Genomic DNA, 21,871 nt, shown 5'->3' on the forward strand with positions numbered 1-21,871 from the left:
GCACTCACAGATGTCGGTAGACGTCCTTGAGGTCGAGACCACTGGCGAGCATGAGCACCTGGACCTGGTAGAGCAGTTGGGAGATCTCCTCGGCGGTGCGTTCCGGCCCCTCGTGCTCGGCGGCCATCCACGACTCGGCCGCCTCCTCGACGACCTTCTTGCCGATGAAGTGCACGCCCTTCTCCAGGGCGGCGACGGTGCCCGAGCCCGGGGTGCCGGCGGCGGCCTTGGCCTGCAGCTCGGCGAACAACTCCTCGAACGTCTTCACGGTGGACGATTCTTCCAGCCACCGGGGCGGCACCCCACGTCCGGGTCCGCCGAAATCCAGCAAGCGGACAATTCCCTATCAACACGGTGGGGTAAAACCCCAAGCAGACTGGTCGATACCTCTACGCTGTCGGCCATGGCCAGCAGCTCACGTCTCCTCGCGCTCACCCTCGCCGGTGCCGCCGTCGTCGCCACCGCCGGATGCGCGCCACAGAAGGAGCCGACCCCCACTGTCACCGCGCCGTCCTGCGCCAAGGACAGCCTGCCCACGCGGACGCCGGGCAAGCTCACCATCGCCACCGACCAGCCCGCGTACGAGCCGTGGTTCGTCAAGGACAAGCCGGACAACGGCGAGGGCTTCGAATCCGCCGTCGCGTACGCGGTGGCCGAGAAGCTCGGCTACGCCCGCGCGGACGTCTCCTGGACCCGGGTCAAGTTCGACACCGCCATCGCACCCGGGCCGAAGGCCTTCGACTTCGACATCAACCAGGTCTCCATCACCGACGAGCGCAAGCGGGCGGTCGACTTCTCCGCGCCGTACTACCTGGTCCGGCAGACCGTGATCGCGTTGAAGTCGTCCAAGATCGCCGGCCGGAAGTCGTTGGCGGAACTCCGTGACGCCCGACTCGGCGCCCAGGTCGGCACCACCAGCCACCAGGCGATCGTCGACGTGCTCAAGCCCGCCAGCAAACCCCAGGTCTACAACAGCAACGACGACGCCAAGAAGGCCCTGCAGAACGGGCAGATCGACGGTCTGGTGGTGGACCTGCCGACCGCCTTCTACATCACCGGCGCGGAGATCACCGACGCGACTATCGTCGGGCAGGTGCCGCAGGTCGGCGCGCCCGAGGCCTTCGGGTTGCTGCTGGACAAGAACTCGCCACTGACCCCCTGCGTCACCGGCGCGGTCGGTCAGCTCACCGAGGCGGGCACGCTCAAGCAGCTGGAGGAGAAGTGGCTCGCGCAGGTCGCGGGGGCGGCCGAGCTGCGGTGACCCTGCTCGAACACGTTCCCTCCGAGGCGCAGCGCCGGCGGTCGGCGTACCGGCATCGGCAGACCGTCTACAGCGTGCTGGTCGCGGCCTGCTCCACGGCGGCGCTCGGCACGCTGCTGGTCGTCGCGCTGACCGGCGCGCCCGGCTGGGACCGGGTCCGGCAGTCGTTCCTGGACCCGGCGATCGCCGCCGACGCGCTGCCGGCGGTGCTGGGCGGGCTCTGGCTCAACGTCCGACTGCTGGTCTGCTGTGCCGTCGGCGCGCTGGCGCTCGGGCTGGTGATCGCGGTGCTGCGGACGTTGCGCGGCCCGATCTTCTTTCCGGTCCGGGCGCTGGCCGCCGGATACACCTACACCTTCCGCGGTCTGCCGCTGATCATCGTGCTGTACGTGCTCACCCTCGGTGTGCCCGGCCTGCGCCTACAGGGCATGCCGCCGGCGCTGGTGCTCGGCGGGCTCGCCCTGGTCCTCACCTACGGCGGATATCTCGCCGAGGTGTTCCGGGCCGGCATCGAGTCGGTGCATCCCAGCCAGCTCGCCGCGGCCCGTTCGCTGGGCCTGACCTACCGGCAGACCATGCGGCACGTGGTCCTGCCGCAGGCCGTCCGCCGGGTGGCGCCACCGCTGCTCAACGACGTGGTGGCGTTGCAGAAGGACGTCGGGCTGGTCTCGCTCGCCGGGCCGATCGACGCGGTCCGGGCCGCCCAGATCGCCACCGCCCAGACCTTCAACTACACGCCGTACATCGTGGCGGGGGTGCTCTTCGTGCTGCTCGCGATCCCGCTGATCGCGGTCACCGACTGGGTGACGCTGCGGGCGGCCCGCCGACAGTCGGGAGGCTGACCATGGCGGTGCTGCGGTGCCGGGGCCTGCGCAAGGAGTTCGGCGGTCAGGTCGTGCTCGACCAGCTCGACCTGACGGTCGCCGAGCATCAGGTGGTCGCGCTGATCGGCGCCTCCGGCTCGGGTAAGTCCACCCTGCTGCGCTGTGTGAACCTCCTCGAGGAGCTCGACGACGGCACCATCGAGTTGGACGGGGAGGACATCTCCGATCCCCGGGTGGACCCGGACCGCGTCCGCCGGCGGATCGGGATGGTGTTCCAGGCGTACAACCTGTTCCCGCACCTGAGCGTGTTGGACAACATCACCCTCGCGCCGCGGCGCGTACACCGGCGGGATCGTGCGGAGGCGGAGGCGCAGGCCCGGGAGTTGCTCGACCGGGTGGGTCTGGGCGGCCGGGCGGACGCCTACCCGGATCGGCTCTCCGGCGGGCAGCAACAGCGGGTGGCGATCGTCCGGGCACTGGCGAACTCACCTCGACTGATGCTGCTCGACGAGATCACCTCCGCGCTGGACCCGGAACTCGTCGGCGAGGTGCTGGCGATGATCCGGGACCTGAAGGCCGACGGCATGACGATGGTGCTGGCCACCCACGAGATGGGCTTCGCCCGGGAGGTCGCCGACCAGGTCTGCTTCCTCGACGCCGGGCGGGTCGTCGAGAGCGGCCCGCCGGAGCAGGTGTTCGGCGAGCCGACCCAGCCGCGGACCCGGCAGTTCCTGCACCGGATCATCGAGGCCGGTCGTCTCTGAGGGCCCGCCCCCGGAGACGACCGGGGCGGCACGGACGTCAGCCGCCGAAGCCGACCCGCTGGGCGTTGCCCGCCGCGACGGTTCGTACGGCAAGCGCCGCGTCGAGTGCGGCCACCGTGGCGGCCCAGCCCTTGTCCTCGGCCGAGCCGGGCAGACCGGCCCGGTCGCGGGCCTGCTCGATGGTCTCCACGGTCAGCACCCCGTGCGCCACCGGCTTGCCCTCGTCCAGCGCCACCCGGGTCAGCCCGTCGGTCACCGAGCGGCAGACAAAGTCGAAGTGGGCGGTGGAACCGCGCACCACCACGCCGAGCGCGACCACCACGTCGCAGCGACGCGCGAGGGCCTGCGCCACCACCGGCAGCTCGACCGAGCCGGCGACCCGGGCGACGACCGACCGCGCCCCGCACGCCTCGGCGGCGGCCACGGCCCGCTCCAGCATGTGGTCGGTCAGGTCACCGTGCCACCGGGCGGCCACGATCCCGACGGTCAGCCCCGCGGCGTCCACCGCGTCGACTCCCGGCTCACCGAAACCCGCCATCGTCATGCTCCGATCTCGTCGTTGGCGACCGGGCGCCCCAGCGGCGCCTCGGACACCTCGTCCAACTCGTCCAGCAGGTGACCCATCCGGTCCCGCTTGGTGCGCAGGTAGCGCAGGTTCTCCGGGTGCGCGCCGGCCGGCAGCCCCTCCCGGCCGGTGATGGTCAGCCCGTACCCCTCCAACCCGGCCCGCTTGGCCGGGTTGTTCGTCAGCAGGCGCATCGAGCGCACGCCGAGGTCGTAGAGGATCTGGGCGCCGGTGCCGTAGTCGCGGGCGTCGGCCGGCAGGCCCAGGTCGAGGTTGGCGTCGACGGTGTCGCGGCCGGCGTCCTGCAACTGGTACGCCTGCAGCTTGTGCAACAGCCCGATGCCGCGCCCCTCGTGTCCGCGGACGTAGAGAACCACGCCCCGGCCCTCGCGGCCGACCCGGGCCAACGCGGCGTCCAACTGCGGCCCGCAGTCGCAGCGCAGCGAGCCGAACACGTCCCCGGTCAGGCACTCCGAGTGCACCCGGACCAGCACGTCCTGGCCGTCGCCGAGGTCACCCAGCACCAGGGCGACGTGTTCGGCCGGATCGTGCTCGGCACGGTAGCCGAGCGCCCGGAACACCCCGTGCCGGGTGGGCATCCGGGCGTCCGCGACCAGTTCGACCTGCTTCTCGGTACGCCGCCGGTAGGCGACCAGGTCGGCGATGGTGATCAGCGCGAGGCCGTGCTCGGCGCAGAACTTCTCCAGGTCCGGCACCCGCATCATGGTGCCGTCGTCGTTGACCAGCTCGCAGAGCACGCCCGCCGGGCGCAGACCGGCGAGCCGGGTCAGGTCGATCCCCGCCTCGGTGTGCCCGGGTCGCCGCAGCACCCCGCCCTCGCGGGCGCGCAGCGGCACCACGTGTCCGGGCCGGGACAGGTCGGTCGGGTCGGTCGCCGCCGAGGCGAGCAGCCGACTGGTGTGCGCGCGGTCGGCCGCCGAGATGCCGGTGCTGACCCCCTCCCGGGCGTCCACGGTCACCGTGTAGGCGGTGCCCCGCCGGTCCTGGTTGGTGTGGTGCATCGGCGGCAGGTCGAGGCGGTCGGCCTCGCTCTCGGTCAACGCCACGCAGACGTACCCGGAGGTGTAGCGCACCATGAACGCCATCAGCTCCGGCGTGGCCAGCTCGGCCGCGAAGATCAGGTCGCCCTCGTTCTCCCGGTCGGCGTCGTCGACCACGACGACCGGCCGGCCGGCGGCGATCTCCGCGATCGCCTGCTCGATGCTCCCAAAACTGGTCATGCCGCCACTCCACTTCGTTCCATGGCGTCATGACCCACCACGGCGTTGAACCTGCTGATTCGCTCGCTCCGCTCGCTCATGCGACGGCCTCCGTGTAGGTGGGACGGACCGGGGCCGGTCGGGTGGCGCGCGAGGTGCGCCACCAGGCGGCGAAGCCCCAGGCGCAGATGGCGCCGTAGACCAGGTACATGACCGCCGACGGATAGAAGCCGCCACGCAGCAGCAGCGGCACGCCGACGGCGTCCACCGCGATCCACAGCAGCCAGAACTCCACCCAGCCACGAGCCATGCCGTAGGTGGCCAGCAGGCTGCCGGTGAGGATCCAGGCGTCGGGCAGCGGACCCCAGGAGCCCAGTGCCTTGAGCACCGGGTACGCTGCGGCGGTGCCGACCACCGCGGCCAGCAGCAGCATCAGCCGCTCCCGCCCGGTGGCCCAGCGCGGGACGACCGCCGCCTGACCGGCGTCGGCGCGACGGTTCGACTGCCAGCGCCACCAGCCGTAGACGCTGACCGCGAAGAAGAACACCTGCCGGCCGGCCTGCCCGTACAGGTCGTGCTCCTGCGGGGTGGCGAACACCCCGCCGAGGAAGACGGTGAGCAGCAGCGCGTTACCGACCATGCCGACCGGCCACGCCCAGACCAGCCGGCGCAGCCCGAGCAGCGCGGAGACCAGCCCGAAGGCGTTGCCGACGATCTCCCGGAGCAGCACCGGCGAGCCGGCCACCTGCACCTGGGCGTCCAGCAGCCAGCTGAGCGGACCCATCAGGCCACCTCGCCCAGGGTCGAGGCCGTCGGGCGAGCGTCGGTGAGCCGGTCGCCGAGCAGCCGCTCGACGTACTTGGCCAGCACGTCGACCTCCAGGTTGACCGGGTCGCCGACACCCTTGGCGCCGAGCGTGGTCAGCGCGAGCGTGGTCGGGATCAACCCGACGGCGAACTCGTCCGCGCCCACCTCGGCCACGGTCAGCGAGACGCCGTCGATGGTGATCGAGCCCTTCTCCACCACGTACCGCGACAGCGCGGCGGGCAGGCGGAACCGGACGGTCTCCCACTGCTCGGCCGGCTCCCGGGAGATCAGCTCGCCGACGCCGTCGACGTGGCCCTGCACCAGGTGCCCGCCGAGCCGGCTGCCGAGGGCGGCGGCCCGCTCCAGGTTGACCCGGTCGCCGACGTTCAACGCGCCCAGCGCGGAGCGGCGCAGCGTCTCGCCCATCACGTCGGCGGTGAAGACCCCGTCGGTGACGTCCACGACGGTCAGGCAGACGCCGTTGACGGCGATGGAGTCGCCGTGCCGGGCGTCGGACGTGACGAGCGGACCGCGCACGGCGACACGCGCGGAATCACCCGCCGTGGCCGTGACCCGGACGATGTCGCCCAACTCCTCGATAATGCCGGTGAACATGTCAGCCCTCCCTTTTGCGGGGCAAAGCGGTGATCCGGAGATCCGGACCGACCTGCGTAACGTCGACGAACTCCAGATCGATGGCCTCGGCGATGGTGGTCACTCCCGCGTCGACCAGGGCGGTCGGTCCGGCGCCGAGCAACCGGGGCGCCACGTACCCGACGATCTTGTCGATCAGGCCGGCCCGCAGGAACGCGCCGGCCAGTCGGGGGCCGCCCTCCAGCAGCACCGCGCGAACCCCGCGCTGGTGCAGCGCCGCGAGCAGCGCCGACAGGTCGACCCGGCCGTCCGGGTCGGCGCCGACCGCGTCGGCCGTCGCGATCCACGTCCGCGCGGCGCCGTCGCGGACCTGGGCGTCCGCCGGGGTACGCCCCGAGCTGTCCACGACCACCCGCAGCGGCTGCCGGATGGCCAGGCTGCCGTCGCGCAGGTTGCGGGCGGTCAACCGGGGGTCGTCGGCGAGGACGGTGCCCACCCCGGCGAGCACCGCGTCGACGGTGCCGCGCAGCGCGTGCACGTCGATCCGGGCCGCCTCCGAGGTGATCCACATGCTGGTGCCGTCCGCCGCGGCGGAGCGCCCGTCGAGCGTGGCGGCGTACTTCCAGATGACATACGGCCAGCCGCGGCGCATCGAGGTCAGCCACGCGACGTTGCCGGCCTCGGCCTCCTCGCCGCGTACCCCCAGATCGACCCGGACCCCGGCGGCGCGCAGCGTGGCGGCGCCCCCGGACGCGACCGGGTTCGGGTCGGGTACGGCGATGACCACCCGGGAGACACCGGCCTGGACGAGCGCGGAACTGCAGGGGCCGGTGCGACCGGTGTGATCGCATGGTTCCAGGGTGACGACTGCGGTGCCGCCCTTGGCGCGTCGCCCGGCCTGCGCCAGCGCGACGATCTCGGCGTGCGGCCCGCCCGCGTACGCGTGGAAGCCCTCGCCCACGACCTGGCCGTCCTCGTCGAGCAGCACGCAACCGACCACGGGGTTGGGACTGGTGGTGCCGAGCCCGCGTGCCGCCAACTCGATCGCACGCCGCATCGCCTCGTCGACGGAGACGCTGGCCATCGCCCTGCCCTGCCCTCTCACTCGCCGGTCCGCGCGCGGCGGTCAGGGAGGCTGCGGCCATGGGGCCGCGGGCAGGCGGTGGCGGATCCGGGAACGGCGCGAGCCGCCCACGGATTCCGGGAACGGCACAGCCGCCCCCGGAGGGTCGGCGCGGCACGCTGAAGCCAGCGGCCGGCTCGGACCCGTCCGTCCCGCGCGCTGTCTCCCATCCGGACTGTCTGGGAGCGGACGAACCGCTCCCAACCGTCGGCCCCGGATTTTCACCAGGTCCACCGGGCAGCAGAGCCGTCCGGGTCGCGGGCTGACCACGGTTGGACCGTGGATCACCGCCGGTTCGGAATTTCACCGAGTCCCGCCAGCGCGTGGTGGGTACAGGAAAGTGTTACATGCAAAAGGGCGCGCGTCGCCACCTAGGCGAGCTACTTCACAGGGCCGTCATGCTCACGTGACACCACGGCGCCGGTCCACCGCGACGTACGACCCCGGTTGACTCTTGGCCACCGTCTTCATCTCCGAGGCCACCGCGATCGCCTCCAGGGGGTCGGTGAACCGCTTGCCGGCGTCGGAGAGGGACACCCCGATGGAGAGCGTGACCAGGGCGGCGCGGCGGATGTTGCCGCGCCGGTCCTTCAGCTCGACGAAACCGCGCTCCCGGTCGGTCGGGTCGTAGAGCGTGTCGGCCGCATTTTCGAAGTCGACGACCGCCCGGGACGTCAGTGAGCGCACCTGGTCCGGTGCGCAGACGATGACGAAGTCGTCGCCGCCGACGTGACCGAGGAAGGCCGGTGGCAGCCCGACGCCCACCACCGCCCGGTGCAGGCTGCGAGCCAGCGCGGAGATGAAGTCGTCGCCCCGCACGAAGCCGTACCGGTCGTTGACGCTCTTGAACCGGTCGATGTCGACGTAGCCGACGGCGTAGTCCACGCCGTTGCGGACCCGGTCGCTGATCTCCCGCCGGATCCGGCTGTTGCCGGGCAGCCCGGTCAGCGGGGAGACCTCCCGGAACTCCTTGTTGCGGCGCAGGGTGGACGAGACCCGGGCCACCAGCTCGGCGGTGTCGAACGGCTTGACCAGGTAGTCGTCGGCGCCGGCGCTGAGCCCGTGCACCTTGTCGACAGTCATCCCTTTGGCCGTCAGCATGATCACCGGAAGGGCGGAGGTCATCGGGTCGGCGCGCAGCCGCCGGGTCAACTCCAGCCCGTCGATGCGGGGCATCATGAGATCGACCACCGCCAGGTCCGGTCGCTGACGCTCGATGACCTCCAGGGCCTCCTGGCCGTCGCTGGCGTGGATCACCTCGAAGCCGTGCAGCCGCAGGTTGAACTCGACGAAACGAGCGATGTCCGCGTCGTCGTCGACGACGAGGATGATGTCCTTGCGGTCGACCTCGGGTTCCACCTCAGGCCCCGGGAGCCGCGCGTTCCGCCAGCGCCCGCAGGTGTCGTACCGCCTCCGCCGGGTCGGCGGCGCCGTACACGGCGGTGCCGGCCACGAACGCGTCGGCGCCGGCGGCGGCCGCCTGCTCGATGGTGTCCGCGGCGATCCCGCCGTCCACCTCGATGCGCAGCTCCAGGTGCCCGGCCGAGACGTGCCGGCGGGCGGCACGCACCTTCTCCAGCAACTGCGGAATGAACCGCTGCCCACCGAAACCGGCCTTGATCGTCATGATCAGCAGGGTGTCGAAGCTGGGCAGCAGGTCCAGATACGGCTCGATCGGAGTGTCCCGGTCGATGGCCAGGCCGGCCTTCGCACCCGCCGAGCGCAGGTCCTTGGCCAGCGCCACCGGGTCGTCGGCCGCCTCCGCGTGGAAGGTGACGTTGTACGCCCCCGCGTCGGCGTAACCGGGCGCCCACCGGCGCGGATCCTCGATCATCAGGTGCACGTCGAACGGCATCGCGGTGACCGCCCGCAGGCTCTGCACCACCGGCAACCCGATGGTCAGGTTCGGCACGAAGTGGTTGTCCATCACGTCGACGTGCAACCAGTCCGCGGCGTCCTCGACGGCACGGACCTCTTCGGCGAGATGGGCGAAATCGGCGGCCAGGATGCTCGGCGCGACGATCGGCGGCGGTACGGTCACGGGGCCAGTGTACGAACGCGGTCACGCGCGACCCGCAGCGCGGCACCAACTCCGACGCGTTGTGATGCGACAGTGACCAGTGGTGCAGAATTAGGCGCTCCGGACTGCCGAATCCGGACGAACAGACATGAGTGGCTGGCCGATCGACGGAAACGCGACGACACTCCAAGCGGGACGGTGCCGAAGGGCGCACGCCCGCCGGGGTTTCGCCGCGGGGCGCGGTGACCGGCCGCCAGCTCCCGGAAGGGCGGACGATGCGACGGTGGCTTCCAGCGCTGGCGCTGGCCGGCGTCACGACGATGCTGCTGGCCGGCTGCTCGCCGGCGCGGGGCGCGGACGGTGATCTCACCGACGACTGGCCGGCGCTGCGGGACCCGACGCCGTTCACCCCCGCCACCGACACCTGCCTGCCCCGGATCACCGGCGTCGTGCAGGCCAGCACCTACGAGACGGTGGACTGCGCGCGCAACCACCTCGCCGAGGCCATCCACGTCGGCACCTTCGTCGGGCCCGACGCGCTGACCGAGACCCGGCCGGAGCCCGGATCGGCGGCGCTGCGCACGGCCCGCGCCGAGTGCGACCAACGGGCCCGGGAGGTGCTCGGCGGCGACTGGCACACCGCCCGGCTCACGCTGTCCCTGGCGCTGCCGTCGGCACCGGCCTGGGCCGGCGGCGCGCGCTGGTTCCGCTGCGACCTCAGCGAGACCGGCAGCATCGACAACACCCGCCCGGTGAACCGCACCGGCAGCCTGCGGGGCGCGTTGATCGGCGACAGCCCGCTGACCCACCGCTGCTTCGACCCCAAGCTGATCGGCGACAACCTCAACTACATGGCGCCGGTGCTCTGCACCGAGCCGCACCGCGCCGAGTTCGTGGGCGTCTACCAGGAACGCGACGCCACCTGGGCCGAGTTCAGCGGGTCCGCCGCGCAGTCGCACCGGCGCTGCATGGAGTTGATCGCCGCGTACGCGGCCGTGCCGAACAACAAGGACCTCCCGTACCGGGCCGGGTCCATCTACTACCCGCCGTCACAACGGGAGTGGGAGGAGGGCGACCGTGGCGTGCGCTGTTTCCTGTGGAGCGACGACCGCAAACTCACCCGCTCGATGCGCGGCGCCGGCCCCGAGGGACTGCCCGCCATCTGAGGATGGGTGCCGTATGCTGCTGCGCCGTGGCGCTACCGACCGGCGGGGTCCGGCCGGAGGCCACAGTGGCGGGAGGTCAGCGATGCGACGGTGGTGGGCGGCGTACGCCGGGGGTGCGGCCCTGGCCCTGGTACTGACCGGGTGCAGCGCACCCGCCGGAGTCGACACCGACCTCGTGGACGACTGGCCGGCACCCGTCGCGGCGCAGCAGTTCGTGCCCGCCGCCGACGTCTGCCACCTGACCTCTCAGCAGGTCGGCTTCCTGACCGGCTACAACCCGACGGCGTGCACCGAATCGCATCTGGTCGAGACCATGCACGTCGGCACGCTCACCGGCCCGAACGCCCAGCCCGGCACGCCCCCGCAGCCCGGCTCGGCGGGCATGCGGGCCGCGCAGGCCGGGTGCGACGCGGAGGTCAACAAGGCGGTGGGCGCCGACTGGCGTTCCGGGCGGATCGGCCTGACCGTGGTGCTGCCGTCGCCGCAGGCCTGGGCGGGCGGCGCCCGGTGGTACCGCTGCGACGTCACCGAGATCGCCAGCATCGACGACACCACCGTCGGCCCGCGCACCGGCAGCCTCCGGGGCGCGCTGTCCGGCGCGGCACCGCTGGCGTACCGCTGCTTCAACCCCAAGCTGGTCAAGGACGACATCGACGAGATGCTGCCGGTCTCCTGCACGGCCAAGCACCACGCCGAGTTCGTCGGGGTCTGGCAGGCCCCGGCGGTCAGTTTCGCCGAGTTCTCCCGCACCGTGAAGAAGACCCACCGGGCCTGCCAGACGATGATCGCCAGGTACGCCAAGGTGCCGGACAACTCCCAGCTCGAGTTCCGCGCCGGCACGATCTTCTACCAGCCGTACGAGGAGGAGTGGAAGAACGGCAACCGCGGCGTGCAGTGCTTCCTCTGGATCTCCGACCGGAACCTGACCCGCTCGATGCGCAACGCCGGCACCAAGGGGCTCCCGGTCACCTGAGCGTCCGACGTCCGGCCGGTCGGGTGACCGGCCGGACGTGAGCCCCGTCAGCCTCGCCGCAGGACGGCGAGGAACATCGCGTCGGTGCCGTGGCGGTGCGGCCAGAGCTGCACCGTCGGCCCGTCACCCAGGCCGGGCATGCCGGCCGGCAGCAGCGGTCGGGCGTCGACGAAGTCCACCGCGACACCACTGCGGCGGGCCGCCTCGGTCACCGTCACGTGCGTCTCGACGGTGTGCGGCGAGCAGGTCACGTAGGCGACCAGACCACCCGGGCGGACCGCCCGCAACGCCGCGCCCAGCAACTCCCGTTGCAGCCGGGTCAGCGGCGGCAGGTCGGACGGTTCGCGACGCCACCGCGACTCCGGCCGACGCCGCAGCGAGCCCAGCCCCGTGCAGGGAGCGTCCACCAGCACCCGGTCGAAGTGCTGCTCCGGTAGCTTCGGGTCGGCGCCCACGTCACGGCCGTCCATCGCCAGCACGGTCACCGGCAGGTCGCGGGTGGCCAGGGAGACCAGCCGGGCGCGGTGCTCGGCCACCTCCACCGCGGTCACCCGCGCGCCACGCTGCGCGGCCAACGCGCCGAGCAGGCCGGCCTTGCCGCCCGGGCCGGCGCACAGGTCCAACCACCGCCCGTCCGGGCCGTCCAGCGGCGCGTCGGCGAGTGCCGCCGCGACCAGTTGGGAACCCTCGTCCTGGACGTGGGCACGGCCGTCGACCACCGCCGGGATGTCGCCCGGCGCGCCGCCGGGCAGATAGACGGTGTACGGCGAGAAGGCGCCGGGCGCCCCACCGACCTGGTCGGCCAGCTCGATCGGGTCGATCAGGCCCGGCCGGGCGCACAGGTGCACCGGGGGACGCTCGTTGTCCTCGATCAGGAGCCGGGCCGTCTCACCGAGATCGCCGTCGAGCGCTTCGGAGAAGGCCCGCACGATCCACTGCGGATGGCTGTACGCCAACGCCAGGTGCCCGACCGGGTCGGTCTCCATCGGTGGGGCGAGTTTCGCCACCCAGGCGTCCGCGTCCCGGCTGGACACCTCGCGCAGCACCGCGTTGGCGAAGCCGGTCGCGCCCGGTGCGACCGAACGGACCAGGTCGACTGTCGACGACACCGCGGCGTGCGCCGGCACCCGGGTGTGCAGGAGCTGGTACGCCCCGAGCCGCAGCGCGTCGCGGACCGGCGGGTCGATCCGGGCCACGTCCCGGCCGGCGGCGTCGGTCAGGATCGCGTCCAACGTGCCCAGGTTGCGCAGGGTGCCGTAGGTCAGCTCGGTGGCGAAGGCCGCGTCCCGGCCGAACAGCCCCTCCTCCCGCAGGATGATGGGCAGCACCAGGTTGGCGAACGCGTCGTCGCGGTGCACGGCGGCCACCGCCTCGTACGCCGCACGGCGCGGGCGGTCCAGTGGTGGCCGGACCGGCCGGCGGTCCCCGCCACGACCCGGGGGCGGGCCGGAGCGGGTCGGACGGGTGCCTTCCGGGGCGGTCACGCGAAGTCCTCTCCGGCGCCGACCCGGACGCCGCGCGCCCAGTCGGTCGCGCCCATGGCCCGCTTGCCCGCGGCGCGGACCTCACCGAGGCGCACCGGCACGGTCGCCGTGCCGGCCAACACCCGGGACTTCTCCACCAGCAGCTCCCCCGGCTTCAACTCGGGGCCGTCGGGTACCGGCACGACCGGGCCGAGCTTCACCCGCTCGCCCCGGAACGTGGTCCAGCCGCCCGGGGCCGGCGTGCAGGCCCGGATCCGGCGGTCCACGGCGAACGCCGGGTCACCCCAGCGGACCCGGGCGTCGTCCACGGTCAGCTTCGGCGCCAGCGACACCCCGTCGGCAGGCTGCGGCTCGGCGCGGGCGGTGCCGTCGGCGATCGCGTCGAGCACCGCCACGAGCAACCCGGCACCGGACTCGGCGAGCCGTTCCAGCAGGTCACCGGAAGTGTCGGCGGCCCGGATCTCGTCGGTGAGGGTGCCGTAGACCGGGCCGGTGTCCAGACCCTCCTCCAGCTGGAAGACGCTGGCCCCGGTCAGCTCGTCGCCGTGCAGCACGGCGTGCTGCACGGGAGCCGCGCCCCGCCACGCCGGCAGCAGCGAGAAGTGCAGGTTGATCCAGCCGTACCGGGGGATCTCCAGGGCGGCCGGTGGCACCAGTGCGCCGTAGGCGACCACCGGCACGCAGTCCGGTGCGAGCTCGCGGAGCCGGTCGAGGAACTCGGGGTCGCGGGGGCGCTCCGGCGTGAGCACCTCGACGCCGTGCGCGTCGGCCCACTCGCCGACCGGGGAGCGGGACAGGCCACGCCCACGCCCGGCGGGCGCGTCCGGCCGGGTGACCACGGCGACCAGGTCGTGCTGCGACGCGGCGGCGGCGGCCAGGGCGGGAACGGCGACGGCCGGCGTACCGGCGAAGAGCACACGCATCGGGGTCACCGACCCAGACCGAAGGGGTCGCTGATGTGCGGGCTCAGCTTGACCGTGGGTGGGGCCGCCGCGTCGTACCAGTCGGCCTGACGGATCGCCTTCATGGCTTCCTTGCGCCCCTCCTGGTCCAGCCGGTCCAGGAACAGCACCCCGTCGAGGTGGTCGGTCTCGTGCTGCACGCAACGCGCCATCAGGCCGGTGCCGACGATCTGCACCGGGTCACCGAAGGAGCTGAAGCCCTTCGCGATGACATTCTGCCGACGCTTGGTGTCGAAGTAGAGGCCGGGAATCGACAGGCAGCCCTCCGGGCCGTCCTGCTCCTCCTCGTCCGGAAACTCCAGTACCGGATTGATCAGGTGCCCGAGCACGTCGTCGACGTCGAAGGTGAACACCCGCAGACTCACGCCGAGCTGCGGCGCGGCCAGGCCGGCGCCGTTCTGCTCACGCATCGTGTCGGTCAGGTCGGCCACGAGCCGACGCAGCTCGGCGTCGAAGGTGACCACCGGATCGGCCGGCGTGCGCAGCACCGGATCCCCAAACAGACGGATGGGCTGAACGGTCACGCGGGATGGCTCCTTCGACAGGTGGATGGGCGTCACGTACCAGTCTACGGAGTGCCCGGCCGCGCGCTGGCCGGCGTACCTCGATCGGCCACCGCAGGTGTGCCCAGCGTCACCGGCCGGCCGCCGGGCACCGGCCGAGCGCGCCCGGCCCCGGCCCCTCGCCGACGTCCGGGCGGCCCGTGCGGAGCGTCAGCCCCACGCCGAGCACCTGGGCGTCGCCCGGCTCAGCAGGTCACGTACCCGCTCGACGTCGGGGTGACCGAGATCGTCGAGGATGCCCAGGGCCCGCCGCCAGGTGCGGACGGCGCCCGCCGTGTCCCCCGCCGCGTCTCGACTCTCGCCGAGGCGGGCCAGGGTGTCCGCCTCGTCGTAGCGGTCGCTGACCCGCCGGTACAACCCGAGCGCCCGCTGGTAACAGCGGATCGCCGCGCGGTGGTCACCCAGCCGGGCGTGGATGAAGCCGAGGCTGTCCCAGGTGTTCGCCTCACCGTGCCGGTCCCCGGTCGGACGCAGCAACACCAACGCCTGCTCGCAGTGCGCGAGCGCGGGCCCGTACTGGCCGAGCTGGGCGTGTGCCCAACCGACCGCGTTGCGGGCGCTGGCCTCCCCGGCCGGATGACCAGCGGCCCGGTACAGCGCCAGGGCCCGCTGGCCGTGGTCCAGCGCCTCGGCGTACCGGCCGAGCCCGTCGAGCATCGCGCCGAACGCCCGGTGGGTGCGCGCCTGCCCGGTGTGGTCACCCAACGCCTCGAAGATCACCAGGGCCTGGCGGTAGTTCCGGGCCGCCTCGTCCACCCGGCCCAGCCGGGAGAGCACCCGGGCCAGGTCGCGGTGGGCGTTCGCCTGCCCCAGCCGGTCACCCGCGCGCCGCGCCCCGGCCAGGGCGGCCCGCTGGGCGACCGCCAGGTCCGTCCACCGCCCCCGACGCTGCAGGAAATCCACGAGTGTCCAGGCCAACTGCCAGGCGTGCCCGTCGAACCCGGCACGTCTCGCGTGTGCGACCGCCGCCAGCAGCACCGGGTACTCGATGGTGAACCAGGTGAGCGCCTGACCGTGGTCGGTGATCTCCTCGGGCAGCACACCCGGTGGGGCGGCGGCCAGAGCGACCGGATCCCGGCCCGGTTGCAGCAGCAACGCCGCCGCGTGGGCGGTGTGCAGGTAGTGGTCCAGCCCACGCCGGATCGCCGCCCGCCGGGCCTGCGCCGGTTCGAGGCGTTCCGCCAGCTCCGCCGCGTACGCCCGGAGGAGGTCGTGTGCGCCGAACCGCCCGGGGGCCTGCTCGGTGACCAGGTGGGCGTGGGCCAGCTCCGCCAGCAGTCGAGGCACCTGGCCCCGGGGCAGCCCGGCCAGGCTGGCCGCCGCGGCGACCCCGATCTCCGGCCCCGGATGGCAGCCGAACAGCCGGAACAGACGCGCCGCCGCAGGCGTGAGGCTCCGGTACGACCACGAGAAGACCGCCTGCACGTCGCTGCCGGCGTCGCCACCGTCGAACGAGTCCAGCGGGTGCGGCGCCTCCCGCAGCTCGTGGGCGAGGGCGGCCAGGCCGAAGGCGGGGTTCGCCGCGCCCCGGGCGGCGAGCACCGCCAGCGCCAGCGGCAGCCGCGCGCACCGCTCGATGATCTCGTCCACCGCCCGCGGTTCGGCCGCCAACCGGTCCGCGCCGAGCCGCCGGCCCAACAGTTGCCAGGCCTCGACGGTGCTGAGCAGGCCGACGCCGATCGGGCGGGCGCCGTCGGCGGCGATCAGACCGGCGAGCCGGTTGCGGCTGGTGACCAGGACCAGGCAGCTCGGGTTGCCGACCAGCAGGGGACGGACCTGGTCGATGTCGCGGGCATTGTCGAGCAGCACCAGCATCCGGCGACCGGCGAGCAGACTGCGATAGAGGCCCACCTGCGCGGAGAGGTGGGTGGGGATTCGTTCGGGCGGCACCTCGAGGGCCTCCAGGAAACCCCGGACCGCCTCGACGGCAGTCACCACCACCCCGGAGGAGTCGAACCCGCGCAGGTCGACGTAGAGCTGGCCGTCCGGGAAACGGGCGGCGACCCGGTGCGCCCAGTACACCGCGAGCGTCGTCTTGCCGACCCCGGCCGTGCCGGACAACGTCAGGACGGTGCCCGGCGCCATGCTGTCGTCCCCGGACCCGCCGGGGCTGGCACACGCGGCGTCGAGCTCGGCGAGCTGGGCGGCACGCCCGACGAACCCCGGCAGCGCCGGGGGCAGTTGGCGGGGCACCGGGAAGCGGGCCGGCGGCGTACCGGGGCGTGGGGCGCCGGCCCTGGCCCGTCCGGCCCCGGCACTCGCCCGTCCGGTCGTCGCGTGGTCCCGGTTCGGACTTCGGCGGCGCTCCTCGACCCGGTCCCGTGCCGTGGCCAGCGCCCCCTGCTCGGCAGGGGCGGCACCGAGCAGCCTGATGAGCGCGTCGAACCGCTCCGGCGGAGGCAGGATGTTGCCGGCGAAGTACTCCCCGATGATCCCGCGCGACCAGCCGGTCTTCGCCGCCAGTTGCCGGTACGTCAGTTGGGTCTCGCCCTGCTGCCGGGCTTCCCGACGGCGCAACTGGCGCAGCAGCCCGGCCAGTTCCTGCAACGTCTGCGCCTCGCCGGCGGCATGGGTCACCTCGAACGCCGCGGACGATCCCGGTGCCGCCGATCGACCGGAAGGTACCCGTTGGTCGGACAATGCGGCTCCCACCCCCCGGTCACCCGGCCGCCCCGGATGCGCACGGGCAGGCTAATTCCGCCCCAGCGCCGGTCGATAGGCGAGCGCCGATGTCTGACAGTTCCACGTCGGACAGTGGACCGTCCGGCGCTGTCCGGTGGTGTCCAGCCCCGTCCAGGATCCGCCTCGCGGCGCCGACGTCCCGTGCCACCGTCCTGGTGCGGGTTCGGCCCGCTCCACTACCCCTGGGGGAAGAGGTACCTGATGATCCGTCCACATCTGACCGTCCGGCGGTCTCCGTCGCTGCTGCGGCGCGTCGCCGTCGCCGCGTTCGGCCTCACGCTGCTCGCCGCGGGCGTGACCGCCGCACCGGCCACCGCCGCACCCGGAGGCAAGGCCGCCACCGCCGGCTCGTTCGTCGACAGCACACCGGTGCCCGGCGGCTTCGCCTCCTGGTCGGAGCTGCTCCGGCTCCAGGAGCGGATGAACACCGCCGCCGCGCGGATCACGAACGCCGCCGAGCGCAGCGCGAACTCCGGCTTCGCCGGAATCGTCGCCGATCCCACCACCCGGCACCTCCAGGTCTACTGGAAGGGCGAGCCGCCGGCCAACCTGGTGGCCACCACCCGGGCCACCGTCGCCACCAAGGTGCTGTCCGCCCCGTACTCGCAGCGGGAGCTCGTCGCCGCGGCCGACCGGCTGCGGGCCAAGGTCGGCAACCAGATCACCACGGTCGGGCCTCGCGCCGACGGCGCCGGCCTGCTCGTCGGCACCCAGGACGGTCTGCTCGGCGCGTCGGCACTCGCCGGCGTCCCGGTGACCGTGCAGACCGGGGTCGCCGCCGCGCCGGCCACCCGGTGGGACGACAGCGCGCCGTGGTGGGGTGGCGCCGCGTGGCGCAACACCGCCACCGGCGGTGGCTGCTCGACCGGCTTCGGCGTCTACCAGGGCGGGGTGACGCGGGTGCTCTCCGCCGCGCACTGCGCCAACCTCAACGTCCTGGCGACCGACCCGACCGGGCAGACGATCGGCACCGTCGGCACCCGCAACGTCGGCACCGACACCCTGCTGCTCAACGGCAGCGGCGGCGGCCGGGTCTTCAACAACAGCACCAACGCGGTCGGCCAGGTGGTCAGCGAGTTCAACAACCAGGTGATCGGCGCGACGGCCAGCCAGGTCGGCAACTGGGTCTGCACCTCCGGCGCGTACTCCGGCACCCGCTGCTCGATCCAGGTGAAGGCCCGCAACCTGTGCATCAACGTGCGCAACTTCGGCACGGTCTGCGGTCAGGTGCAGGCGGAGAACACCACCCGCACCAACGCCGTCGGTCAGGGTGACAGCGGCGGCCCGGTGGAGATCGTGAACGCGGCGAACACCCTCCAGGTCTGGGCGACCGGGACCAACACCGCCATCGACGACACCAACACCTCGGTGGCCTGTACCGGCTACGTCCCCACCGGTCGGACCTGCGCCTGGCGGTTCTACTACGAGGACATCTTCTCCGGCATGGCCGGCGTCGGCGCCTCCGGCGTGGTCCTCGGCTGAGGCATCGCCTCGACGCACCGACCGAACAGGTGGCCGGGCCGGCGCGCACCCCGCGTGCCGGCCCGGCCCATCGCTGGGCTCAGGCGCCGGCGGCCGGGTCCCCGGCGAGCACCGCGTCACCGCGCAGCAGCGCCGGCTCGGGCAGCGGCAGCTGGATCTTGTGGGCCGCCTCCCAGTCGTAGATCAGGCCGGGGCGCACCTGGGCGGCGAAGTAGTCGATCGCGCTCATCCCACCCACCACCGGCTCGTCGACCTCGGCGACCAGTTGGGCCGGGACCAGCGAGAACCCGTTCTGCAAGGCCGCACTGAGCCGACGGTGACCGTCGACGACGAAGAAGTACTCGCCGGTGAACCCGATCTTCAGCGGCTCGAGGGCCTCGTCGCCGGCCTCGGCCACGTCGCCGACGAAGTCGGTGTCCCACAGACCCCGCAGGGTGGCGATGTCTTCGGTCGGGTAGACGCGGGCCGGGTCCAGCAGCAGCAGCGGCGGACCGTCGCGCAGCACCTCGGCGCCGAGCGTGCCCTCGTACGCGGCGACGATGTGCTCGATCACCTCGGCCGCCGAGGCACGGGTGGTGTCGCAGATCAGGTCGTAGTTACGCAGTCGGGCCTTGTCCACCCCGTACCGGACGATGAACCGGCTGCGCTCGCTCGCGCTGCGTTCCCGGAGCTTGGCCTTGGCCTCCTCCAGGGAGGCGTAGCTCTCCGCCGGCCCGGACGGACGGGCCAGCACCCGGCGGGCCGCCTCACCCGGCTCGGTGATCATGTGAACCTTGAGCGCGTCGGTGAAGAAGTGCCAGGCCAGCCGGGAGTCCATGACGAGGCGCTCACCGGAGGCGGCGATGTTCCGCTGGAGCTGGTCGACGTAGCCGTCGACGGCCTGGTCGAGCTCGGCGTGCAGATTGAGCTGCAGAGCGGTCATCTGCCGCTGCTGCGCCATCTCCCGGTAGAGGTCACCCACACTGACCCGGCGCATGCCGAGCCGCTTGGCGATCTCGACCGACACGGTGCTCTTGCCGCTGCCGAGGTCGCCGTTGAAGACGATCGATTGTCCAACGGTCACGACTGGTCCACCCCTGCTCACCGGCTCAAAGACATCATCGACATCGCGTCCGACCGACGCGTTCCCGCCATCGTCGCGCCATCCTGCGGCGGCCCCCAGCACGGCGCCTGTGACGCTCCGTCGCAACCTGGAGCCGTCGTACGCCTTGGCATGACGGGCGATGCTACCACTCCGCCGCCACCGCCCTGTCGGACGCGGTGTGCGAGGACCAACCGCGCGGGCCGGGCCCGTCGCCCGCCGACGCCCCCCCGAAACCGCTCAGAACAGGCTCAGCGGGTCGACCTGGAGACGAACCGGATCGGCGGCCTTGCGGGCGGCGCGCACACCCGCGGCCGAGTGCAGCGCCTCGGCGAGCGCCGCAGCCCGCGCCCGGGGCACCCGGACCAGCATCCGCTCCCGGCCCTCCTCGGCCGGCACCGGCCCGAGCACCTCGGCGTCGTCGGGCAGCCGGGCCGCGGCGAGCAGGTCGGCCACCGCCTCGGCCGCGCCGGTGACGCTCGCCATCCGGACGGCCGGTGGGAAGCCCAACTCCCGACGCTCGGCCAACTCCCGGCCGGCGAACCAGGCGGCGTCCCAGCGCAACAGCGCCTGCACCGGGGCGAGCGCACCGTCGGCGACCACCACCACCCGGCCCGCGGGTGCCGGGCGGGCCAGGGCCGCCGCCGCCAGCCAGCGACGCAACGCCTCCTCACCGGCGCGCAGGTCGGCCCGGGTCAGCAGAGCCCACGAGTCGAGCAGCAGCACCGCTCCGTAGCCGCCCGCAGCGACCGGCTCGGCGCCGGGCGTGGTCACCACGAGGGCGGCGCCGCCGGGCACGTCGGTCAGCACCTCCTCGCGCCCCGAGGTGCGCACCGGCACGCCGGGGAACGCCCGACCCAGTTCCTCGGCGGTCCGCCGGGCGCCGGTCACCGCGGCCCGCAGCCGCCGCCCACCGCACTGCGGGCAGGCGTACGCGGCAGCCACCCGGGCGCACCACCGGCAGGCCGGGGTGCCACCGGCCGAGGGCAGCGCGAGCGGCCCGGAGCAGTGCTCGCACCGGGCCGGGGTGCGGCACTCGGCGCAGGAGATCGACGGCAGGTAGCCGCGACGGGGCACCTGCACCAGCACCGGCAGGTCCTGCCGGAGAGCGTCGCGGGCGGCCGTCCAGGCCAGGCTGGGCAGTCGGGCGGTGGCGGCCCCCGGGTCGCGGGCCAGTTGCGGGTCGTCGCCGGTCGGCGCGATGGCCGGAATCCGGGCCCGCACGGTGGCCCGGTCGGCGACCACCTCCCGCGCCCAGCCGGTCTCCAGCAGCAACTGCGCCTCGGCGGTGCGGGCGTACCCGCCGACCAGCGCGCCGGCCTCGGCGAGCTGGACGCGGGTGAGCAGCACGTCGCGGGCGTGCGGATACGGCGACCGGGGCTCGGAGTGCAGGTCGTCACCGTCGTCCCAGATGGCGACCAGGCCGAGCCGGTCCACCGGGGCGAACATCGCCGCCCGGGTGCCGATCACCACCGGCACCTGCCCGCGACGGGCGGCGAGGAACGCCCGGTAGCGCCGGGCCGGACCGAGGGCGGCGGAGAGGCAGACGTGCCGCCCCGGGCCGAGCACGCCGGTGAGCGCGGCGTCCAGCCGGTCGAGGTCGCGGGCGTCGGGCACCACCACCACCGCGCCACGCCCGCCGGCGACGGTGGCGGCCACCGCGTCGGCGTAGCGGGCCGCCCAGTCCTCGCCGGGCAACGCCGACCAGACCGCGCGGGGCGCCCGGCCATCGGTGAGCGCCCGCAGCAGCGCCGGACCCGTCGGGTAGTCCCGCCACCCGCGCGGGTCGACCGGGTCGGCCGCCGGGTCGACGGTCTCGGGCCGCACGGTCGCGGACGCGGTGTGCCCCGGCCGCGCGGTCGAGGGTTCGGCGGCGGGCGGGTCGAGGGTGTCGGCGTCCGGTGGAACGGACGTGCCGTCGTCGCGGGGCTCCTTCTCGACCCGGGCGTGCCGGGGTGGGACGGCGAGCCGGAGCACGTCGGCGAGGCTGCCCGCGTACCGGTCGGCGACCGCGCGGGCCAGCCGGGCGATCTCGGGCGCCAGCACCGGCTCCGGCGAGACGACCTTCTCCAGGTACGCGAGGCGGCCGGTGTGCCCGGAGTCGTCGGCGCGCGACAGCAGCCACCCGTCGACGAGTTGCCCGGCGAAGCGCACCTTCACCCGGGTACCGGGCACCGCCACCTCGTCCAGCTCCGCCGGCACCAGGTAGTCGAACGGCCGGTCCAGGTGCGCCAGGCCGACGTCCACGCAGACGCGCGCGACCGGCGACCCGTCCGCGGGTCGCCGGTCGCTGCGCTTGG

General features: G+C 73.4%; 20 protein-coding genes and 1 riboswitch. Of the genes, 6 read left to right on the top strand and 14 right to left on the bottom strand.

The window, feature by feature from the left end:
• Positions 1–4: 4 nt before the first annotated feature.
• Positions 5–286, bottom strand: coding sequence for a phosphoribosyl-ATP diphosphatase (locus AB0O48_RS09850; RefSeq protein WP_355030129.1), 282 nt, complete (start codon positions 284–286; stop codon positions 5–7).
• Positions 287–403: 117 nt separating this feature from the next.
• Here AB0O48_RS09850 and AB0O48_RS09855 point away from each other — a divergent pair, with 117 nt between their 5' ends.
• From AB0O48_RS09855 to AB0O48_RS09865, 3 genes are read left to right on the top strand one after another with little or no spacing between them, the layout of a single operon-like run.
• Positions 404–1,261, top strand: coding sequence for an ABC transporter substrate-binding protein (locus tag AB0O48_RS09855; RefSeq protein ID WP_357254874.1), 858 nt, complete (start codon positions 404–406; stop codon positions 1,259–1,261).
• A complete protein-coding gene (locus AB0O48_RS09860; RefSeq protein WP_357254873.1) occupies positions 1,258–2,103 on the top strand; it encodes an amino acid ABC transporter permease in 846 nt (281 codons plus the stop codon). The genes AB0O48_RS09855 and AB0O48_RS09860 overlap by 4 nt, the downstream gene beginning before the upstream one ends.
• 2 nt (positions 2,104–2,105) lie before the next feature.
• On the top strand, positions 2,106–2,849 hold the full coding sequence (locus tag AB0O48_RS09865; protein ID WP_357254872.1) for an amino acid ABC transporter ATP-binding protein: 744 nt from the start codon (positions 2,106–2,108) through the stop codon (positions 2,847–2,849).
• Between the two features lie 37 nt (positions 2,850–2,886).
• Here the strand turns inward: AB0O48_RS09865 and ribH are convergent, their stop codons facing one another.
• The 7 genes from ribH to rpe form a co-directional block, all read right to left on the bottom strand.
• Positions 2,887–3,387 carry a 6,7-dimethyl-8-ribityllumazine synthase gene (ribH, locus tag AB0O48_RS09870; protein WP_357254941.1) on the bottom strand — a complete coding sequence of 167 codons (501 nt, stop codon included), beginning with the start codon at positions 3,385–3,387 and terminating at the stop codon, positions 2,887–2,889.
• A gap of 2 nt (positions 3,388–3,389) precedes the next feature.
• Positions 3,390–4,655 carry a bifunctional 3,4-dihydroxy-2-butanone-4-phosphate synthase/GTP cyclohydrolase II gene (locus AB0O48_RS09875; RefSeq protein WP_357254870.1) on the bottom strand — a complete coding sequence of 422 codons (1,266 nt, stop codon included), beginning with the start codon at positions 4,653–4,655 and terminating at the stop codon, positions 3,390–3,392.
• Positions 4,656–4,731: 76 nt separating this feature from the next.
• Complete coding sequence (pnuC, locus tag AB0O48_RS09880) at positions 4,732–5,418, bottom strand: nicotinamide riboside transporter PnuC (RefSeq protein ID WP_357254869.1); 687 nt, start codon at positions 5,416–5,418, stop codon at positions 4,732–4,734.
• Positions 5,418–6,056, bottom strand: a complete 639-nt coding sequence (locus AB0O48_RS09885) for a riboflavin synthase (protein ID WP_365064489.1) — start codon at positions 6,054–6,056, stop codon at positions 5,418–5,420. The genes pnuC and AB0O48_RS09885 overlap by 1 nt, the downstream gene beginning before the upstream one ends.
• A 1-nt stretch (position 6,057) precedes the next feature.
• Positions 6,058–7,119, bottom strand: coding sequence for a bifunctional diaminohydroxyphosphoribosylaminopyrimidine deaminase/5-amino-6-(5-phosphoribosylamino)uracil reductase RibD (ribD, locus tag AB0O48_RS09890; protein WP_365064492.1), 1,062 nt, complete (start codon positions 7,117–7,119; stop codon positions 6,058–6,060).
• Between the two features lie 193 nt (positions 7,120–7,312).
• Positions 7,313–7,483, bottom strand: a riboswitch (FMN riboswitch).
• 77 nt (positions 7,484–7,560) lie between these two features.
• The gene (locus tag AB0O48_RS09895) at positions 7,561–8,517 is read right to left on the bottom strand and encodes a response regulator (protein WP_365064495.1); all 957 of its coding nucleotides are present in this window, start codon (positions 8,515–8,517) and stop codon (positions 7,561–7,563) included.
• Between the two features lies 1 nt (position 8,518).
• The gene (rpe, locus tag AB0O48_RS09900) at positions 8,519–9,199 is read right to left on the bottom strand and encodes a ribulose-phosphate 3-epimerase (RefSeq protein WP_357254861.1); all 681 of its coding nucleotides are present in this window, start codon (positions 9,197–9,199) and stop codon (positions 8,519–8,521) included.
• A gap of 254 nt (positions 9,200–9,453) precedes the next feature.
• Between rpe and AB0O48_RS09905 the strand changes: the two genes are divergently transcribed.
• Together AB0O48_RS09905 and AB0O48_RS09910 are read left to right on the top strand one after the other, a co-directional pair.
• The gene (locus tag AB0O48_RS09905) at positions 9,454–10,344 is read left to right on the top strand and encodes a septum formation family protein (RefSeq protein ID WP_357254859.1); all 891 of its coding nucleotides are present in this window, start codon (positions 9,454–9,456) and stop codon (positions 10,342–10,344) included.
• A gap of 82 nt (positions 10,345–10,426) precedes the next feature.
• Positions 10,427–11,317 (top strand): septum formation family protein, encoded by an 891-nt coding sequence (locus tag AB0O48_RS09910; RefSeq protein ID WP_365064499.1) that lies wholly within the window; start codon positions 10,427–10,429, stop codon positions 11,315–11,317.
• Positions 11,318–11,364: 47 nt separating this feature from the next.
• Here the strand turns inward: AB0O48_RS09910 and AB0O48_RS09915 are convergent, their stop codons facing one another.
• The 4 genes from AB0O48_RS09915 to AB0O48_RS09930 all read right to left on the bottom strand — a co-directional run bounded on the left by AB0O48_RS09915 (position 11,365) and on the right by AB0O48_RS09930 (position 16,903).
• On the bottom strand, positions 11,365–12,843 hold the full coding sequence (locus AB0O48_RS09915) for a transcription antitermination factor NusB (RefSeq protein ID WP_357375585.1): 1,479 nt from the start codon (positions 12,841–12,843) through the stop codon (positions 11,365–11,367).
• Positions 12,798–13,724 carry a methionyl-tRNA formyltransferase gene (fmt, locus tag AB0O48_RS09920; protein ID WP_365065127.1) on the bottom strand — a complete coding sequence of 309 codons (927 nt, stop codon included), beginning with the start codon at positions 13,722–13,724 and terminating at the stop codon, positions 12,798–12,800. The genes AB0O48_RS09915 and fmt overlap by 46 nt, the downstream gene beginning before the upstream one ends.
• Positions 13,725–13,729: 5 nt before the next feature.
• Entirely contained in the window at positions 13,730–14,287 is a 558-nt protein-coding gene (def, locus tag AB0O48_RS09925) for a peptide deformylase (RefSeq protein WP_357254853.1), read from the bottom strand.
• Positions 14,288–14,476: 189 nt separating this feature from the next.
• Positions 14,477–16,903 (bottom strand): tetratricopeptide repeat protein, encoded by a 2,427-nt coding sequence (locus AB0O48_RS09930; RefSeq protein ID WP_365064501.1) that lies wholly within the window; start codon positions 16,901–16,903, stop codon positions 14,477–14,479.
• Positions 16,904–17,209: 306 nt separating this feature from the next.
• Here AB0O48_RS09930 and AB0O48_RS09935 point away from each other — a divergent pair, with 306 nt between their 5' ends.
• The gene (locus AB0O48_RS09935; protein ID WP_365064504.1) at positions 17,210–18,490 is read left to right on the top strand and encodes a hypothetical protein; all 1,281 of its coding nucleotides are present in this window, start codon (positions 17,210–17,212) and stop codon (positions 18,488–18,490) included.
• 79 nt (positions 18,491–18,569) lie between these two features.
• On the opposite strand, the gene AB0O48_RS09940 is transcribed toward AB0O48_RS09935, so the two are convergent.
• Positions 18,570–19,553, bottom strand: a complete 984-nt coding sequence (locus AB0O48_RS09940) for an AAA family ATPase (RefSeq protein WP_357254846.1) — start codon at positions 19,551–19,553, stop codon at positions 18,570–18,572.
• A 258-nt stretch (positions 19,554–19,811) separates the two neighbouring features.
• Positions 19,812–21,818: a primosomal protein N' gene (locus AB0O48_RS09945; RefSeq protein ID WP_365064506.1), complete on the bottom strand. Its 2,007-nt coding sequence runs from the start codon at positions 21,816–21,818 to the stop codon at positions 19,812–19,814.
• Positions 21,819–21,871: the final 53 nt, after the last annotated feature.

Source organism: Micromonospora sp. NPDC085948 (genome assembly GCF_040686315.1).
Taxonomy (GTDB): Bacteria; Actinomycetota; Actinomycetes; order Mycobacteriales; family Micromonosporaceae; genus Micromonospora.